The organism is Rhodoglobus sp. (assembly GCF_053580035.1).
Map to the genome: position 1 here is coordinate 1,315,771 of NZ_JBMDVL010000001.1, position 16,558 is coordinate 1,332,328.

The window sequence follows — 16,558 nt, forward strand, 5'->3', positions numbered from 1 at the left end:
CCCCACGGCACCAGCGATTCACACTCTTTGCGTTCGGGCGCGGCGACGACGGAGCAATCCTGTGGTGATTGCGACGCCGAGAAGCAGCATCACGCCGCCGCCTGCCTCGGCAAGAGTGGGGACCTCGCCCAAAACTATCCACGCGGTGACCATCCCGACGATTGGCACGAGCATTGTGAACGGCACTACGGCAGATGCGGAATGACGCGCGAGCAAGGTATTCCAGATTCCGTAACCCACGAGGCTCGCAAGCCAAGCCGTATACGCCGTCGACAGCAGTTGCGGAACTGTGAGGTGAGTGAGGGCGAAGCCCACAGCATTCGCACCGTTGAGTGCAAGGGCGAGCAGCACCATGGGCACGGGAACCACAAGCGCCGACCAGACAGTGAGTGACAGTCCTGCCAGCCGTGACGGCGTTGCGCCATCTCGCCCGATTCGACGGGCAATGACATTGCCGATTGCCCAAGAGGCGGCTGCGGCAATCGTCACCATAAAGGCCAGCGCTGGCGTGTCTACCCCGCGCCCGCTACCGACGACGACGAGGCCGAATGCTCCGAGGCTCACCCCGACGAGTTGGCTGCGAGTGGGGATTTCGTGCAGTGCGAGCGCCGCAAATACCACGGTGAGAACGACCTGTGCTTGTAGAACGAGCGAGGCTAAGCCCGCAGGCATACCGATCGCGAGCGCCGTGTAGAGAAGGCCAAACTGGCCAAGGCTCATGAAGAGTCCGACGAGCACAACGTCGCGAAAGCGTGCTGTTGGTCGCGGCACGAAGAAGATGGCGGGCACAATGACGGCGGCGAAACGGATAGCGACGAAGAGTGCAGGCGGCATGTCTTCAAGCCCGAGGTCAATGACCACAAAGTTCAGCCCCCAGATAATGGCGACAAGAACAGCAGCAAGCGCGGAACGAAGGGGCATGGTTCGAGTCTGCTTCTCTCAACCATGTAACACCAGCGCACGATTTTGCATGTTACCCAGTGGGTTTGTTACATAATGGCGTAATGATCGATCTCGCTGCCGTCGACGCTCTGATTGCCGTCTCCCGCACGGGGACGGTGCACGCGGCTGCCGCCGGTCTTGGCTTTACTCCCTCTGCGGTGTCACAACAAATCAAGCGCCTTGAGCGCGACCTTGGCGCACGATTGCTCGATCGTGAGGGTCGCGGGGTCGTACTCACCGCTGCGGGGCGCCGCGTTGTGGATGAAGGCGGGACACTCCGCGAACGTGTCGAAGAGCTCCGTTCGCGGTTGCATGACGCAGGTGCGCGCCCTGCGGGAACCCTCAAGCTTGGGGCCTTCTCTACCGCGGTACGTGGGATGTTGCCGGCGCTCCTCGCGCAGGTCAACGCCGACTACCCGGAGCTTCGCGTTACTGTAACCGAACTCGAACCGTGGGATGCGATCGCTGCCGTTGCCGCTGGCACCCTCGACCTTGCGCTTGTGCACCATTGGGAAGGCGTAGGGATGACGCTTCCCCCGAGCCTCTGCAGCGAAGAATTGTTTCGCGACGTCGCTGACGTTCTAGTTCACAAAGATGATCCGCTCACTCTCAACGCGTTCGTGACACCGGGGGATGTGCGGGATCACACCTGGGCGTGTACGCCGGATGGCACCATTTGTTACGAGTGGTTTTGCCACATGTATCGCGGTGATCCCCACCCGCCACGCATCGACTATCGCTGCTTAGAGTTCGCTTCTCAAGTGGAACTCGTTGCGGCAGGCGTCGCTGTTGCTCTCGTGCCTCGACTCGGGCGCGGACGCCTTCCTGATGGTGTTGTGGCGATCCCGCTGCGCGAACCTGTGCCCACTCGACCGATCTCGCTCATCTGGCGAGCGACGATGACAGAGGCACCTGCCGTGCGCGCGATCCACACACTACTGAGGGCGCCCGCAATCGCGGAAAACGTCTAACAAACGGCTAGCGGGCGAAGCTTCCGCTCAGTCGCACAGCGCCACCGTTGACACCCTTGGCGCCCTGTTCGAAGCCCGAAAGATCATGGGCGGCCATCGAAACACGACCAACTTCCCACGAGGGGATGCCGTCGGCGGTCAGGGCGGCGATCGTTGCGTCGGCGGCGTCTGCAGCCACAATCGCGATCATGCCGATGCCGAGGTTCCAGGTTCCTTCAGCACTCTCGAGGCTGGATCCAGCCAGGTCAGAGAGCACCCGGAAAACGGCGGGCGGCGACCAGGTCGAACGTTCAACTTCGACCCACGAACCGACAGGAAGCACGCGAGCAAGGTTGGCGGCGATTCCGCCACCGGTGACATGACTGAGCGAGTGCACGGCACCCGGCTGCGCATCGAGCAGGTTAAGCAGCGGCATTGTGTAGAGGCGGGTGGGCTCGAGGAGCACTTCACCCACGACTCCACCGAGCTCGTCAAGACGGTCGGTGTAGCTGATCTTGTTGTTGGCCAAAATGTGGCGCACGAGAGAGAAACCGTTGGAGTGGATGCCGGATGATTCCATCGCGATCACGACATCGCCATCCGCAACAAGGTGCGGGCCCAGCTGGGCATCCGCTTCAACAACGCCAGTGGCAGCACCGGCAACGTCGTAGTCGTCTGGACCAAGAAGGCCGGGGTGTTCTGCTGTTTCGCCGCCCACCAGCGCAGTGCCGGTAGCCGAGCATCCACGCGCAATACCGGCAACGATGTCGGCGATACGAGACGGTACAACTTTGCCGCACGCAATGTAGTCGGTCATGAAAAGAGGCTTCGCACCAACAACAATGATGTCGTCAACGACCATGCCCACGAGGTCCTGACCGATGGTGTCGTGCTTATCGATCGCCTGAGCGATTGCGACCTTCGTGCCAACGCCATCCGTTGATGTCGCCATCAGGGGGTGCTTGTAATCCTTGAGGAACGCAACGTCATAGAGACCAGCGAATCCGCCGAATCCTCCGACCACATTGGGCCCATGAGTGGCACTGACGGCCGCCTTCATGAGTTCGACGGCACGGTCACCAGCGGCGGTATCAACACCGGCTGCGGCATAACTGGAGGAAGAGTTCTCGGTCACGGCTCAAGCGTACCGGCAGCTCGCACCCGCCCGCCCGCCCGCCCAGCTGAAAGCAGTCTCTCTAGGGTGTGAGAAACTAGACCGTACTCACACCGGGTACGGTCTCTTCGACCTCAGGGAGCCACGCGAAAGCATGTGCGGCATTGTCGGTATCGTCTCTTCTCAGCCCGTCAACCAGCAGGTCTATGACGCACTGTTGCTATTGCAACACCGCGGCCAAGACTCCACAGGGATAGCCACTGCCGACGGCAGCACCCTGCACTTGCAGAAAGCCAACGGCCAAGTTCGTGAGGCCTACCGCACTCGCGACATGCGCAACCTTGTCGGAACCTCCGGCCTCGGTCACGTGCGCTACGCCACCAAAGGCAATGCCTTTAACGAGAATGAAGCCCAGCCGTTCTACGTGAACGCGCCCTACGGCATCATCCTTGTTCACAACGGCAACCTCACCAATACGCAGCAGCTCACTGACGAACTATTCCGCATTGACCGCCGCCACCTCAACACCACGAGTGACACTGAACTGCTCGTCAACGTGTTGGCTAATGAACTTCAAGAGCAGGTTTCGGGCAACGACCTCGATCCCGAGCAGGTCTTCACCGCTATCTCCCGCGTGCACGACCGCGTCGAGGGCTCCTATGCCGCGATCGCCCTGATCGCTGGTCACGGCTTGCTCGCGTTCCGTGACCCGTACGGCATCCGCCCGCTCGTTTTGGGTCGCCGCCAGACCGGACTTGTCGGAAACGAATGGATCGTGGCATCCGAATCTCTCGTACTCGAGAGTGCTGGCTACGAACTGGTGCGGGATGTTGCCCCTGGTGAAGCAATCTTCATCACGCCCGATGGCGAAATGTTCTCCAAGCAGTGCGCCAAAGCTCCGGTGCTGATTCCGTGCTCGTTCGAATACGTTTACCTTGCTCGCCCCGACTCGATCATGAACGGCATCTCCGTTTATGAAGCTCGACTGCGTTTGGGCAACAAGCTCGCCGACACTATTGCCAAGTACACGCCGATGGGCGACATCGACGTTGTCATGCCGATTCCTGACTCCTCACGGCCGGCTGCCATGCAGGTGGCGCAGAAGCTCGGTGTTGAATACCGCGAAGGTTTCTACAAGAACCGCTACGTTGGCCGCACCTTCATCATGCCCGGCCAGGCCGAACGCAAAAAGAGCGTCAAGCAGAAGCTCAACGCAATGAGCAGCGAGTTCAAGGGCAAAAACATCCTCATTGTGGATGACTCCATCGTGCGCGGAACGACCTCCAAGGAGATCGTTCAGATGGCTCGCGAAGCTGGCGCCAACAAGGTCACTTTCACGTCAGCAGCACCGCCCGTGCGCTTCCCACACGTCTATGGCATCAACATGCCCAGCCGCGCCGAGCTCATCGGTCACGGCCGCAAGATTCCCGAAATCGCGATGGAACTCGGCGCCGACGCCCTCATCTACCAAGAGGTAGCCGACATGCAGGCTGCGATCATCGAAGGCTCCGACGTGACGGCGCTCGAAATGAGCTGCTTCACCGGTGAGTACATCTCCGGCAACATCACGCCCGAGTACCTCGACTGGCTCGAGAAAAGCCAGCTGAGCTAGTTAGGCTGCGGCACAAACCGCTGTAGGAGAGCGTTGGCCGTGACGAATCGAACGGCACGTTAGTCGGGCTCGGTTTCCGTGGGCGCCTCTTGAAGCTGAACCCACGTCGCACCGGAGCTCGGGAAGTCGCAGTCGTCTTCTGCCAGCCACACTTCTATTCGGCCAGCTTCGTCGCTGTCGTCCATGACATGCCCGGTGACTCCGATTCCGCCCGCGCGTCTGTAGCTGAGAGAATCCGGCCGAGTGGATCCGGTGTACTCCAGCAGTTCGAGTCGTGTGCCTACTTCAGCCAGAGCATCAGCTCCTACGAAGACGAAGTAGTGGGTGTAACCGTTCCTTGGTGTGGGCTCACCGCCCGCTCCTTCGCAAATAACTTCGCCAACGGTCGCTGCCTCAAAATCAGCCACAGCACCGTCGAGATTGTCCAGACGATCTTGCCTCCAACTCTGGTCGAACAAATAGCAGCCACTGAGCGAAATGGAGACGAGAAGTATCGTTCCTGCGGCCACCGCGCGCTTCCCCATCATCTTCATACTCGCCTGTGTCATGCAGAAAAGTATCGCAGCCGAAATACCGAATTGAGCCCGTTTTTAAAAAGATCCTCGACTTAGTAACGACTGGTGCGTCGCGGGTGATATCACGCCCGACAACCTCGAATGGCTCGTGCATAAGCAGCCAGACTAACTGCATCGGTTTCGCTCGAAAGCAGCGGCGCCTTCGTCCGAATCACCTGCCGGTGAGCGCCTTCCGCCTAGGGCGACTCTTGAAACTCCACCCACATCGCATCGGTACTCGGGAACTCGCAACCGTCTTCGGCCAGCCACACTTCAATTCGGCCGGCTTCATCGCTGTCGTCCATCACATACCCAACGGCCGCAATTCCGTCGGACCGTGTGTAGCTCAGCGAATCTGGCCGAGTGAACCCGGTGTACTCCAGCATTTCGAGTCGGGCGCCGACCGCTGCGGGAATATCGGCTCCCACAAAGACGAAGTAATGTGTGTACCCATTCTTCGGAGTTGGTTCGCCGCCAGCCCCTTCACAAATAACATCACCAACGGTCGCTGCCTCAAAATCAGCCACAGCACCCTCGAGATTGTCCAGACGATCTTGCTTCCCATTCGGGTCGAACAAATAGCAACCGCTGAGCGAGCCGGCAACGAGCAAAATCGTTCCTGCGGCCACCGCGCGCTTCCCCACCGCAGCAAACGTCGTGCGCTTCATAAAGTGGAGTATGCCAGTTGAAGCAGAACATTAATCCTCTTCGCTAAGAAATCTTCGACTTAGCGAGAACCGGCTAATCGCCGTTATTCGAGCGTGCCCTCGTATGCTTCTGGTTCTGAGATCTCGTGCTCGGCTGTTCCCGACTTGGCGCGACGGCGCGATGAACGGTCGGCGATCAGCGCAACGAGAGCACCGACTGCGACACCGGCAGGAATACCAAAGAGACTGAAGTAGCCAAAGAGCGCCCCGAATCCGACCGAAGGATCAACAGGGAACGCCATCGTGAGAATGAACGTGGCTACGGCACCGAGTCCGCCGCCGACGATCATGAACGCGCCGTACTTGGGCGCGCGGCGGATGCTCACACCCGTTGATTCAACCGTGGTCTTGATCACAGGCTGCTGCGGTTCGGATGCCGCGGGCTCGTGTTCTGGCGTAATACTCACGGCACTATTCTCTCCCACACAACTGGGAGGTATTCGCTGAGGTCGGCACGCGACCCCGAGGCACTGATATCGCCGGAGTCGAGGGCTTCGGCCCACTCTCGTGTTCCCGTGGCTAGGGCAATCCAGGTTTCGGCATTCATTTCGACCACGTTGGGCGGGGTGCCACGCGTGTGGTTGGGGCCTTCGATCGCTTGAACCGCGCCGTATGGGGGAACCCGCACCTCGACGGAGTTGCCCTCGGCATCGCGCCCGAGAACTTGCAGGAGATATCTCACTGCGGTGGCGGTCGCATCGCGATCTGCTCTACCGTCTTTGACCATTCGGATGCTTGCTTCGCCAGCAATTGCGGCAATCTTCAGCTGTGCCATACCTAAACGCTAGCAAGGAACACTGAACGCTTGGTTAGGCTGTGCTTGTGCGAATTCTTGTTCTTGGATCCGGTGCCCGCGAGCACGCCATTGTGACGTCACTTCTCAGTGAGGAGGAGACGCACGAAATCACGGCTGCGCCCGGTAATGCCGGCATTGCGTCTGTTGTTGAAACTGTCGCGCTTGACCCCACTCGGGGAAGCGTTGTTACCGAATACGCCCTCGACAATGACATCGAACTCGTCATCATCGGGCCAGAGGCTCCTCTCGTTGAGGGCGTCGCTGATGATCTTCGCCGCCGAGGCATTGCCGTGTTCGGCCCGGGCAAGGCTGCCGCAGCCCTTGAAGGCAGCAAGACTTTTGCGAAGCGCATCATGGATGCCGCCAATGTCCCTACCGGCCGCGCCCACCGCGCCGGCTCGATCGATGAAGCCATTGAGGCTCTCGACGAATTCGGTGCTCCTTATGTCGTGAAGGCTGACGGCCTCGCTGCCGGCAAGGGCGTTCTCGTTACCGGCGAGCGCAATGCGGCCGTCGATCATGCCAAGCATTGGCTCACCTATGGCAGCGTGCTCGTTGAGGAGTATCTCGCTGGCGAAGAGGTTTCCCTCTTCTTATTGAGCGATGGCCACAGCGTTGTTCCGCTGTCTCCCGCGCAGGATTACAAGCGCGCCTATGACGGCGACGACGGACCAAATACGGGCGGCATGGGCGCGTATTCCCCGCTCAACTGGCTCCCCGAGGGCTTCGTTGATGAAGTGATTGACACCATTGCACTGCCCACGATCCGTCAGCTCGCTGAGGAGCAAACACCCTTCATCGGGCTGCTCTACTGCGGCCTCATTGTCACCAAGGACGGCATCCGCGTTATTGAGTTCAACGCTCGCTTCGGTGACCCCGAGACGCAGGTTGTTCTGCCCCGTTTGGTCACCCCGCTCAGCTCGCTGCTTTACGCCGCAGCAACTGGCGGCCTTGCCGACCACGCAGCGCCCGTCTTCAGCGACGACGTTACTGTGACGGTTGTGCTCGCGAGCGAGGGCTACCCCGAGAACCCCAAGATCGGTCGCCCGATTACCGGGTTGGATGCCGCACTCGCCGTTCCCGGAATCACCATCGCCCACGCTGCGACCGCCAAAAAGGGTGACGAGTTTGTCGCCACCGGCGGACGCGTGCTCAGCGTTGTCGCGACCGGCGAGACCTTCGCCGTCGCCCGCGAACGTGCCTACGAAGCTCTCGGACACATTCACCTCGAGGGCTCACACTTCCGCAGCGATATCGCTTTGCGCGTCGCGAAGTGAGTGACGCTGTGAACGATGCGGCTGGGGCGGATGCTGCTGCCGAGAGCGCCTGGACGCTCAAGTATTCCGGCAAAGTCCGCGACCTGTATGTGCGGTCCGACGAGCCACAGCTTGTGCTCATGGTTGCCAGTGATCGGGTCAGTGCGTTTGACCATGTGCTGGAGCCGGGCATCCCGAGCAAGGGCGCTTTGCTGACGCAACTGAGCAAGTGGTGGTTCGAGCAGTTGGCTGATATGCCGAACCATTTGGCGGATGCTGCTGCTGTGGAGGCTCCCGCTGAACTGGCTGACCGGTCGATGATTGTGAAGCGGCTCGAGATGTATCCGGTGGAGTGTGTCGTTCGCGGCTACCTGTCGGGCAGTGGCTGGTTGGAGTATCAGGAATCACAAAGCGTGTGCGGCATTGCGCTGCCTGCTGGTTTGAGCGATGGCGACCGCTTGCCCGAACCGATTTACACTCCGGCGTGGAAAGCGCCGATGGGTGAGCACGACGAGAACATCAGCTTTGAGCGCACCATTGAACTCGTGGGTTCGGAGGTTGCGACTGCGCTTCGGGATGCTTCGCTCGACATTTTTGCGCGGGCTTCAGCTATCGCTGAGACGCGTGGGGTGATTCTCGCTGACACCAAGTTCGAATTCGGGGCCGACCCGGAGACCGGTGCTCTCGTGCTGGCCGACGAAGTTCTGACGAGCGACTCAAGTCGCTACTGGGATGCCGAACTCTACGCCGCCGGAGGACCTGGTCGTCTGGCGAGCTTTGACAAGCAGATCGTGCGCAACTGGCTTTCCGCCCACTGGGACAAGCAGGGCGTTCCGCCCGAGCTGCCCACCGACATCGTGGAGCAGACCGCTGCGCGGTATCGCGAGCTGATTGAGCGGCTTACGGCGTAGTCGACTCAGCGCGGCAGATGTAAGACACTGCCCTTAATGACTCTCCTCACAGGTTTTCCACAACGCCTACCAGCTGTTTACCGTCCGTGGTAAGTTTTGTCTATCACGATCAGCCCGCTCGCCTTTCGGCTCGGGCTGATTTTCTTTAACTAGGGAAGCTCGTGGCTAAATACACAAAGAAGTGGCTCTCGATCGACGGTCAGCTCGACAAACTCGAGTCTCATGGTGTCACTATTCTGGATCGGCAGGCGGGGTATCAGTTGCTCAGCGCGGTGGGCTATTACCGCGTCACGGGCTATCTGTATCCGCTTCGCGAATCCGAGAGTTACGTGGATGAACACGGCCGTCCACGAGTGCGCGTTCTCAACGAATACCGGACCGGCACGACACTCGAGTACGCCGCTGAGTTGATTAACTTTGATCGCGAGCTTCGCATGCTGGTGCTTGACGGCATCGAACGGATCGAAATCTCCCTGAGAACCCGTCTCGCTTATACGCTCGGGCGCAACTCCGCATTCGCCCATCTAGATCCCACCTGTTTCGTAAGCTCATTCACTGAACCAAAGGTTGACCAGGCAGCGGGAGCGCCCTTGCTCAGTCCGCACCAAGAATGGTTAGAAAAAGTCGACGAGCGTCGCGCGGACTCCCGCGAAGCGTTCGTGGCGCATTTCCGTGAAAACTACAACGACACAATGCCCACCTGGGCGCTCACGGAGATTCTCGAGTTGGGGCAAGTCAATCGTCTATACAACGGCCTCAACAATTCGATCGCCACCGAGATAGCCGACTACTACAAAGTCCCAACTAAGAAAATGATGCACAGCTGGATTTCGAGCCTCAACTACGTGCGCAACCTGTCGGCGCACCATGCTCGGCTCTTCAATCGCAAACTCGTCGCGGCACCCGCTCGCCCGAGTCGCGTTCAAGTGCCGTTGCTCGGGCACATGAAAGACCAAGATTCAGCCAAGCAGACTTTCGGCATCTACAACGCCTTGGCAGTCATGACGTATCTCCTGCGCACCGTGGATGCCAATAGCGGATGGGCCGAACGCCTTGTAAATTTGATCGATTCGTTTCCAACAGAGAACCAGCTCGGGGTTGAGTCGATGGGATTCCCAGAAGCTTGGTTTGCGCTGTCACTTTGGGAGCCTGAAGGTGAGCCACTCATGCCGCTCAATTAGGAAGTAATCTTCAGCTATGGGTCGGCTGCTCCGACTCGCTGATCGGGGGATCATGAACCGGGCAACGTGGATCGAAGGCTTTGTGCTGATTGGCGGCGCGATCCTTAGTCGTCGTACTGCTGAACGGTCGCGAGGCACAGGACAGCCGTAGCCTGTGAGATGGGTCAACGTACTAGTGCACTCCATAGTGCCCCCGGAATTACGAGTTGTGAACGGACCATTCCCCCAACCTCGGGGACTCTAGTTGTAGCCGTAGGTGAAGAGCCCGGCGTAGCGGAACCAGTCGCCCAACAGCGGGGTGTGGAGCCGAACATCCACATGCTGCTGTCCGTCTGCCCACGATTCGTCGACCGTAACGGTGGCAAGCGCGGGAATGCGGAGGCGGAGGCCAGCCAGATGCAGCCACTGGCGATCGGAGCGCAACTGCATGCGGCCATCGGTGACGGTGAGTGTCATGCGCACTTCGTAGCCACCGCGTCGCCCCAAGAAGTCGTGCAGGTGACCGTCGACAACGCGCATCATGTCCTGCAGCGGACGATCGCGGCCCGGAAAGTGGAAGGTGCGCACCGCGCCGAGACCACCATCCGCGGTCGGGGTGTTGACGACATCGAAGGGTACGTTGCGCGCGTACTCCGGGAAGAGGATGCGCTGCCACGCCATAAACGCCAGCACCGGTTTCAGGATGCGCAGCGGCGACCCCGCCACGTCGAAGACTCCGCTGCCAACGCCGACTCGTTGCCCGCCGTCGAAGTAGGGGCGAAGCTCGGGGGCCAGCAGGTCGAGTTCAGCGCCGAGCACGCGCCGGTAGACCGACTCGTTCACGATTGCGCCTGTTGACGGCTGGGGTTCGACCACCCGCTCATCATTACATGGACACACACCCTCGAGCCTCAGACTGGGGGCCGAGCACCAAGTTTTCAGGCTCTGGGGAAAACCCCGGTCAACGGGCACCTCGCCAACGATCGACAAGGCAACGCCGCTTGAGTGATTAATGCTCTACTCTCGCCCTATGGTCAATTCGACGGATGTGACTAGTCGGGGCAATAATCGACCGCCGATTCCTTGGCGTGCGATCACCATCGCAGTCGCCGCACTATCGCTCTCCGGATGCGCGATCTTCGATCCCCAGAGCGTCCTCACCCTTGGCGACGTAATGGACTCCCAATACGATGCTCCTGATGTCACGACTGACGTTGCCGAGATTACGGACACGGCCTGCGGCTCCGGGCTCGACTGCGTGGAGGCGTACAGCACCGCGGAGGCTGACTACTTTCGGTTTGACACTCGACAGGGTGCTGAAGAATACGGAGCCACTCTCGAGGATGGCTTTGTCATCAACTTCATCGTGATGGATTTTGAGGGCAAGGATGCCTCGGTCGAGCACCAGCTGTGGGCGATGCAGGCCGTGGCCGGGACCTGGAACGATTATGAGGGCGAGTTCCCTGATCGTTAGCGCCAAGCATCCACGGCGTCGACCCTAGGAAAATTGGCCTGAGGAAAGAGTTGCCGCCGGGCGACTACTGCGGCGGTGAAACACGTGCAGCACCACGCCAACCAGCACAGCAACGACGACCGCGACCGCTAGCGGCGGCACCACAATTTCTGGCAGCGTCGCCGCTTGGCGAAACACTTCAAATCCGGCGCTGGCCATCTCCCGAAGATCATGCGCGTACACCCGGCTCCCGGCGGCATAGCTGATCGCTGTCGCCACGGCCGGCACGATCCAGAGCAACCCGAAGCTCACCAGCACCGCAATTACACGCCCCACCGAGCGGATGCCACACCATCCCACCGCAAGCCCGACCAGTATCGCTGGTACCCAACGCAGCACGCTGGCCGCCCAGCGCCGGAAATCGTCAATCGCCCCATACTGCTGGTTGGTGAGCGGATGCAGGATCTCCCCCAACCACGGCGCCAACGCAACTGCGGCCATCGCGTAGCCGATCAGTGCGCCCGCGCGAGGAGCGCGGGCGATCAACCAAAACACCGCAATTCCCACCAGCATCGCAAGCACGGCAACGCCAGTGACAGCCGCAAGATAGAACGTCGCCTCGCGCCGCTCTTGAAGCCCGCCCTGTACGACAACGTAGGCCTGAACGATCGCGCCCAGTTGCACCACGATGAGCGAAAGGAACATCACCAGAACTCCGCGCCGCGGCATCCGGGATCGCAACAGGCGTGCGAGAAGCCCCGCGACCGCAGCTCCAACCACCATCAGCCCGATCTCTGTGGTCAACGCATATTGGCTAAATGGCAGCAGCACGAGCGGCATTTCATCAGGCGCAACCTCGACCGCCCACAGGTTTTGCAACGGCAATCGCAGTCCCTGAAGTAGCCACGGCAGCAGCCCAACCACAGCCGCGCCCACACCGAGGAGGGCGCTCATCCACACGGTCACAGAACGATGAGCGGATGCCTCGCCTGCCAGCTCCGCGGGATGCTCTACCTCCGCAGCATTCGTCACTGTGTCGGTCTGCTCGGCAGGAATCTCGCTCGTGTTGTCGTCCACAGCGGCCAGTCTATGAACGTGGGCCGCAAGAGGGAAGAGTATCAGTGAGAAATATTCGACACAGCTTTAGGCTCCTAATCGCCCTCAGGCCGAAGCTTTCGCGTCCATTGCGCAGCTGAAGCGACTGCGATAGGCGCTGGGAGTCATCCCCAGTTTGCGCGCGAAGTTCTGACGCAAAACAGCCGCAGAACCGAACCCGCTCTCCCACGCCACTTGCTCAAGCCCGAGTGACGTCTCTTCGAGAAGCCGTTGCGCGTGGAGCAGTCGCTGCCGCCCAAGCCAGGCCGCGGGCGTGGTGCCGAGATCCGTTTTGAAACGCCGCGCGAAGGTGCGAGGAGACATCTGGGCCCGACGCGCGAGCTCCTCGACGGGAAGCTCATCGCGCAGGTTCTGCAGCATCCATTCGGTCACAGCGGCGAATGATTCGGATTGAACAACCGGCAACGGCTTGTCGATGAACTGCGCTTGGCCACCGTCGCGCTGCGGAGCGATCACCATGCGGCGTGCGATGCGATTCGTGATTTCCGCCCCGAGCTCTTGCCGAAAGAGGTGCAAGCAGGCGTCGATCCCCGCTGCCGTTCCCGCGCTCGTGATGATGCGGTCATCCTGCACATAAAGCACGTCGGGGTCGACGTCGATCTTGGGGTACATGTCAGCAAAGGTCTGCGCGTACATCCAGTGCGTCGTTGCACGGCGCCCATCGAGCAATCCGGATGCCGCCAGGGTGAACGAGCCGCTACAGATGGCCAGCACCCAGGCCCCGCGAGCGACCGCCCGTTCGAGCGCTGCGGAGATTCGGGCATCCACCGTGCCCCACGTGGCACGCGGAACGGGAGTGAGCACGATCACGTCGGCGTCATCAGCGAAGGAGAGGTCGTCTTCGACGTTCATCGTGTAGCCGATGCTGCTGCGGATAGCACCGGGTTCGGGCGTGAGCACTCGAAAGTCGAATGATTGGATGCCGTCATCGGTGCGGTCAAGGCCGAACGCTTCGCAGGCCAGTCCGAACTCAAACGGGGTGAATCCGTCTTGCACGATGACCGCGACGCGTTCCATGAGGTCCTCTACTTTTCGTTGAATCCACCATTCTCAAAGTTGGCAGTATTCATTCGATAGGTGGCACACCTGCCACTTTTGGCAGGTTTTACTCGATCATAGTGTTTATGCCATGTTCAGTGCAATCATTATCGCCACCGTCTCCGTTATCGCCATCGTGGGAACCCTCCGCGAACTTCCTCAAGGAGGTCACCGCAGAATCCCTACCGACTGGACACGCCTGCCCTAGCGCGCGAACTGATCCAACTCGGTCACCTTCACGCCCTCGCACTGATTGCCCCCGCCGAACCGCGCATTTTCTCAGGGAGGAATAGTGCCCACCTCCCGATGTTGGACTTGATACGACCAACAGAAAGAGATCTGCTGTGAACTTGTTTTCCCCCACGACCCTCGGTGAGCTACGCCTCAGCAACCGCTTAGTAATGGCGCCACTCACTCGCACCCGATCAGGAAAAGCCGGCGTTCCGGGCCCGATGGTCGCCGAGCACTACGCCCAGCGAGCCTCGCTCGGTCTGATTGTGTCCGAGGGCACCTACCCAAGCCACGCCGGGCAGGGTTTCCCCGGCCAGCCCGGTCTGGTCACGCCCGAACAGCTCGAGGTGTGGAAGCACGTTACCGCCGGAGTTCACGCGGAAGGCGGCCAGATCGTCGCGCAAGTAATGCACGCCGGGCGGGTGAGCCACGAGAGCACCAACGGCGGATACACCGTGGTCGGCCCCAGCGCGATCGCGATCAACGGCCAAACCCGCACCTACGACGGCAAGCAGCCCTACCCGGTGCCGCACGCACTCACCGAGAGTGAACTCGCAGGCGTGGTCGACGAATTTGTGACAGCCTCACGCAACGCTATCGAGGCGGGCTTCGATGGCGTGGAGCTTCACTCCGCAAACGGATACCTTCTGCACGAATTTCTCTCCCCCGCCTCCAACCAGCGCGACGACCAGTACGGCGGTTCCCCCGAGAATCGCGCTCGCTTCGTGATCGAGGTCGTGACGGCGGTGGCGGATGCAATCGGTGCCGGCCGTGTTGGCCTGCGCATTTCCCCTGAGCACAACATCCAAGACGCACTGGAAACGGATAGCGCCGATGCGCTCGCAACCTACGGCGCCCTGGTCGACGCCCTCTCCCCGCTCGGCATTGCCTACCTCAGCGTGTTGCACGCCGAACCCACCGGTTCTTTCGCTCAAGAGCTGCGTGCCCGCTTCGGCGGACCGGTGCTGCTCAACAGTGGCTTCGCGCAGATGACGACTCGTGATGAGGCCCTCAGCCTGGTTCGCGACGGTCACGCCGAGGGCGTTGTCGTGGGCCGTCCGGCTATCGCAAACCCTGACTTGGCCTATCGCTGGCAGGAAAACCTACCGCTGAACAGCCCCGATGCTTCAACTTTCTACGGCGGAGGGCCCGAAGGCTACACCGACTACCCGACCTTCGAGCCAAGCTAACGCGGCGGCCGCGCGACCGGCAGCGCGGCCGGCCGCGAATCACGTTAATGGAGTCTGGATGACACCTAGTCGCGCAAATGTACCAGCCGCGTGTTACATTGAATGTACTTCACCACTAGTACATTTATTGTTCATGGAGCCCCCTCAATGCCCGATTTCGTCGTTCTCATCTGGTTCAGTTTCCGCTCCTTAATCATCGGGCTGGCGCTGGCAGTTGTGTGGTGGCTGGCACAGGGGCGCAAAAGCCAGCTACCCACCGGGCTCACCGCTGCGGTCACGGCGACAGCGGCTTCACTGGCCCTGGCCTGCATCCTTTACCTGAATGCGGCTATCGGATTTTCCGTACTCCGACCTCCGCTGTCGGAGCAACTTCCGCCATGGGTGTTCGAGATGCGCATCCTGTGGGCTCTCGCGGTGGGAACCCTCGCCGTCGCACTCCTCGCCATCCCTATCGGCGCTCACGCCCCGCGTGGTCACGCAAGCCTCACGCGGCGAACACCGTTCAGCTTCGGCCGGCGGAGGTGGTTCGCTGGCCTCACCGCAATTGTCGGTGCGATCGTCACGATTTCTGTGCTGGCGGGCATTGCATCCGAACCAGACGAAGAAGGCCATTGGCGGAACTACACCGTGGATGCCGGAAGCTCTATTTCATTCGGAACTTCCATTTACGGGTGGTATTACTCGATTCCCGCCTTGATACTGCTCACCACCCTCATTGCGGTCACGATCGTCGTTCTTTGGCTCATCGCCCGGCCTTCGCTCACCATCGACCACGACAATGATGTGCGAATACGTCAGCTCAGAACACGAAACACCTTGGCGGTCGCAAGCGGGGCACTCCTGATCCACCTCGGTTCGATATTCACGTCGCTGTCGTCGACAGCATCGCTGCGAGGAGGAGCAGCCATTGGCGATAGCGGCTGGGGCTCTTGGACGACCCCCTTTGCCGCTATACAGCCAGCTCTCTTGCTGCTCGGCCTGGGTATCTCCGCGCTCGGCTATGCATTCTGGTTCGGCGTGCTGCTTTCCGCGCTTTTCAGCCGTCGCGCCAGCATCGCCACGGTTCGATCATGATGATTAGCCTGGCGGGGTCATCCCCCGCCGTCGACCAAATTCGGGACCAAATTCGAGGCCTCATAGCCGCCGGAACTCTGGCAGCGGGCGAGCGGATCCCCTCAGTTCGTCAGCTCGCAAAAGATCTCGGCGTTGCTCCAGGGACCGTCGCAAAAGCCTACAAAGCTCTCGAAACCGAGGGGCACTTACGCACCCACACCGGAGGTGGAACCCGCGTTAGCGCAACGGCGGCGGCCACCCCTCTCGCCGTAGTCGAAGCTGCCCGCATCCTTGCCGACACCAGCATTCGCGGCGGCGTTGACCTCGAAGAGACCACACGAGTACTGCGTGCTATCTGGGCCTCGCAGCGCAAAGGCGACTAAGCCCCATTCGTCACCGTGCGGGCGCCGGGCGCAAGGCCGTGAATTTGTCAGTTTCACTTGACAAATGTTCCATGTCAAATGAAACTGACAAC

19 protein-coding genes are annotated in these 16,558 nt (G+C 60.6%); 10 read left to right on the forward strand and 9 right to left on the reverse strand.

Annotated elements, in window-relative coordinates:
• Nucleotides 1–18: 18 nt before the first annotated feature.
• Complete coding sequence (locus ACOH1Z_RS06485; RefSeq protein WP_449647623.1) at nucleotides 19–921, reverse strand: EamA family transporter; 903 nt, start codon at nucleotides 919–921, stop codon at nucleotides 19–21.
• Nucleotides 922–1,004: 83 nt separating this feature from the next.
• On the opposite strand from ACOH1Z_RS06485, the gene ACOH1Z_RS06490 reads away from it, so the two are divergent.
• On the forward strand, nucleotides 1,005–1,913 hold the full coding sequence (locus ACOH1Z_RS06490; RefSeq protein WP_449647624.1) for a LysR family transcriptional regulator: 909 nt from the start codon (nucleotides 1,005–1,007) through the stop codon (nucleotides 1,911–1,913).
• 7 nt (nucleotides 1,914–1,920) lie between these two features.
• Here ACOH1Z_RS06490 and purM read toward each other — a convergent pair whose 3' ends face one another.
• Nucleotides 1,921–3,027: a phosphoribosylformylglycinamidine cyclo-ligase gene (gene purM, locus ACOH1Z_RS06495; protein WP_449647625.1), complete on the reverse strand. Its 1,107-nt coding sequence runs from the start codon at nucleotides 3,025–3,027 to the stop codon at nucleotides 1,921–1,923.
• Nucleotides 3,028–3,160: 133 nt separating this feature from the next.
• Here purM and purF point away from each other — a divergent pair, with 133 nt between their 5' ends.
• Nucleotides 3,161–4,618, forward strand: a complete 1,458-nt coding sequence (gene purF / locus ACOH1Z_RS06500) for an amidophosphoribosyltransferase (RefSeq protein WP_449647626.1) — start codon at nucleotides 3,161–3,163, stop codon at nucleotides 4,616–4,618.
• Nucleotides 4,619–4,677: 59 nt separating this feature from the next.
• On the opposite strand, the gene ACOH1Z_RS06505 is transcribed toward purF, so the two are convergent.
• The 4 genes from ACOH1Z_RS06505 to ACOH1Z_RS06520 all read right to left on the reverse strand — a co-directional run bounded on the left by ACOH1Z_RS06505 (nucleotide 4,678) and on the right by ACOH1Z_RS06520 (nucleotide 6,654).
• A complete protein-coding gene (locus tag ACOH1Z_RS06505) occupies nucleotides 4,678–5,166 on the reverse strand; it encodes a hypothetical protein (RefSeq protein ID WP_449647627.1) in 489 nt (162 codons plus the stop codon).
• 203 nt (nucleotides 5,167–5,369) lie between these two features.
• A complete protein-coding gene (locus ACOH1Z_RS06510) occupies nucleotides 5,370–5,840 on the reverse strand; it encodes a hypothetical protein (protein WP_449647628.1) in 471 nt (156 codons plus the stop codon).
• 83 nt (nucleotides 5,841–5,923) lie between these two features.
• Nucleotides 5,924–6,286 carry a hypothetical protein gene (locus tag ACOH1Z_RS06515; RefSeq protein ID WP_449647629.1) on the reverse strand — a complete coding sequence of 121 codons (363 nt, stop codon included), beginning with the start codon at nucleotides 6,284–6,286 and terminating at the stop codon, nucleotides 5,924–5,926.
• Nucleotides 6,283–6,654 carry a sterol carrier family protein gene (locus tag ACOH1Z_RS06520; protein WP_449647630.1) on the reverse strand — a complete coding sequence of 124 codons (372 nt, stop codon included), beginning with the start codon at nucleotides 6,652–6,654 and terminating at the stop codon, nucleotides 6,283–6,285. The genes ACOH1Z_RS06515 and ACOH1Z_RS06520 overlap by 4 nt, the downstream gene beginning before the upstream one ends.
• Nucleotides 6,655–6,701: 47 nt before the next feature.
• Between ACOH1Z_RS06520 and purD the strand changes: the two genes are divergently transcribed.
• The 4 genes from purD (at nucleotide 6,702) to ACOH1Z_RS06540 (ending at nucleotide 10,174) form a co-directional block, all read left to right on the forward strand.
• A complete protein-coding gene (purD, locus tag ACOH1Z_RS06525; RefSeq protein ID WP_449647631.1) occupies nucleotides 6,702–7,952 on the forward strand; it encodes a phosphoribosylamine--glycine ligase in 1,251 nt (416 codons plus the stop codon).
• Nucleotides 7,949–8,842 (forward strand): phosphoribosylaminoimidazolesuccinocarboxamide synthase, encoded by an 894-nt coding sequence (locus tag ACOH1Z_RS06530; RefSeq protein WP_449647632.1) that lies wholly within the window; start codon nucleotides 7,949–7,951, stop codon nucleotides 8,840–8,842. Before purD ends, ACOH1Z_RS06530 begins: the two co-directional genes overlap by 4 nt.
• Nucleotides 8,843–9,003: 161 nt before the next feature.
• Nucleotides 9,004–10,023 (forward strand): Abi family protein, encoded by a 1,020-nt coding sequence (locus ACOH1Z_RS06535; protein ID WP_449647633.1) that lies wholly within the window; start codon nucleotides 9,004–9,006, stop codon nucleotides 10,021–10,023.
• A gap of 16 nt (nucleotides 10,024–10,039) precedes the next feature.
• A complete protein-coding gene (locus ACOH1Z_RS06540) occupies nucleotides 10,040–10,174 on the forward strand; it encodes a hypothetical protein (protein ID WP_449647634.1) in 135 nt (44 codons plus the stop codon).
• 89 nt (nucleotides 10,175–10,263) lie between these two features.
• Here ACOH1Z_RS06540 and ACOH1Z_RS06545 read toward each other — a convergent pair whose 3' ends face one another.
• Nucleotides 10,264–10,878: a DUF4166 domain-containing protein gene (locus ACOH1Z_RS06545; RefSeq protein ID WP_449647635.1), complete on the reverse strand. Its 615-nt coding sequence runs from the start codon at nucleotides 10,876–10,878 to the stop codon at nucleotides 10,264–10,266.
• A gap of 154 nt (nucleotides 10,879–11,032) precedes the next feature.
• Here ACOH1Z_RS06545 and ACOH1Z_RS06550 point away from each other — a divergent pair, with 154 nt between their 5' ends.
• Complete coding sequence (locus ACOH1Z_RS06550; RefSeq protein WP_449647636.1) at nucleotides 11,033–11,476, forward strand: hypothetical protein; 444 nt, start codon at nucleotides 11,033–11,035, stop codon at nucleotides 11,474–11,476.
• Nucleotides 11,477–11,500: 24 nt separating this feature from the next.
• Here ACOH1Z_RS06550 and ACOH1Z_RS06555 read toward each other — a convergent pair whose 3' ends face one another.
• The gene (locus tag ACOH1Z_RS06555; RefSeq protein ID WP_449647637.1) at nucleotides 11,501–12,532 is read right to left on the reverse strand and encodes a hypothetical protein; all 1,032 of its coding nucleotides are present in this window, start codon (nucleotides 12,530–12,532) and stop codon (nucleotides 11,501–11,503) included.
• A gap of 84 nt (nucleotides 12,533–12,616) precedes the next feature.
• Nucleotides 12,617–13,588, reverse strand: a complete 972-nt coding sequence (locus tag ACOH1Z_RS06560) for a GlxA family transcriptional regulator (RefSeq protein ID WP_449647638.1) — start codon at nucleotides 13,586–13,588, stop codon at nucleotides 12,617–12,619.
• 365 nt (nucleotides 13,589–13,953) lie between these two features.
• Here ACOH1Z_RS06560 and ACOH1Z_RS06565 point away from each other — a divergent pair, with 365 nt between their 5' ends.
• From ACOH1Z_RS06565 to ACOH1Z_RS06575, 3 genes are all read left to right on the forward strand, one after another.
• Complete coding sequence (locus ACOH1Z_RS06565) at nucleotides 13,954–15,030, forward strand: alkene reductase (protein WP_449647639.1); 1,077 nt, start codon at nucleotides 13,954–13,956, stop codon at nucleotides 15,028–15,030.
• Nucleotides 15,031–15,177: 147 nt separating this feature from the next.
• A complete protein-coding gene (locus ACOH1Z_RS06570) occupies nucleotides 15,178–16,104 on the forward strand; it encodes a hypothetical protein (protein WP_449647640.1) in 927 nt (308 codons plus the stop codon).
• On the forward strand, nucleotides 16,101–16,466 hold the full coding sequence (locus ACOH1Z_RS06575) for a GntR family transcriptional regulator (RefSeq protein WP_449647641.1): 366 nt from the start codon (nucleotides 16,101–16,103) through the stop codon (nucleotides 16,464–16,466). The genes ACOH1Z_RS06570 and ACOH1Z_RS06575 overlap by 4 nt, the downstream gene beginning before the upstream one ends.
• The last annotated feature ends 92 nt before the right edge of the window (nucleotides 16,467–16,558 follow it).

Excerpts from the sequence above, each read along its gene's own strand:
- ACOH1Z_RS06485 (WP_449647623.1), bottom strand. The coding sequence starts at position 921 with ATGCCCCTTCGTTCCGCGCTTGCTGCTGTTCTTGTCGCCATTATCTGG.
- ACOH1Z_RS06490 (WP_449647624.1), top strand. The coding sequence starts at position 1,005 with ATGATCGATCTCGCTGCCGTCGACGCTCTGATTGCCGTCTCCCGCACG.
- purF (WP_449647626.1), top strand. The coding sequence starts at position 3,161 with ATGTGCGGCATTGTCGGTATCGTCTCTTCTCAGCCCGTCAACCAGCAG.
- ACOH1Z_RS06505 (WP_449647627.1), bottom strand. The coding sequence starts at position 5,166 with ATGACACAGGCGAGTATGAAGATGATGGGGAAGCGCGCGGTGGCCGCA.
- ACOH1Z_RS06510 (WP_449647628.1), bottom strand. The coding sequence starts at position 5,840 with ATGAAGCGCACGACGTTTGCTGCGGTGGGGAAGCGCGCGGTGGCCGCA.
- ACOH1Z_RS06520 (WP_449647630.1), bottom strand. The coding sequence starts at position 6,654 with ATGGCACAGCTGAAGATTGCCGCAATTGCTGGCGAAGCAAGCATCCGA.
- ACOH1Z_RS06540 (WP_449647634.1), top strand. The coding sequence starts at position 10,040 with ATGGGTCGGCTGCTCCGACTCGCTGATCGGGGGATCATGAACCGGGCA.
- ACOH1Z_RS06550 (WP_449647636.1), top strand. The coding sequence starts at position 11,033 with ATGGTCAATTCGACGGATGTGACTAGTCGGGGCAATAATCGACCGCCG.
- ACOH1Z_RS06560 (WP_449647638.1), bottom strand. The coding sequence starts at position 13,588 with ATGGAACGCGTCGCGGTCATCGTGCAAGACGGATTCACCCCGTTTGAG.
- ACOH1Z_RS06570 (WP_449647640.1), top strand. The coding sequence starts at position 15,178 with ATGCCCGATTTCGTCGTTCTCATCTGGTTCAGTTTCCGCTCCTTAATC.
- ACOH1Z_RS06575 (WP_449647641.1), top strand. The coding sequence starts at position 16,101 with ATGATGATTAGCCTGGCGGGGTCATCCCCCGCCGTCGACCAAATTCGG.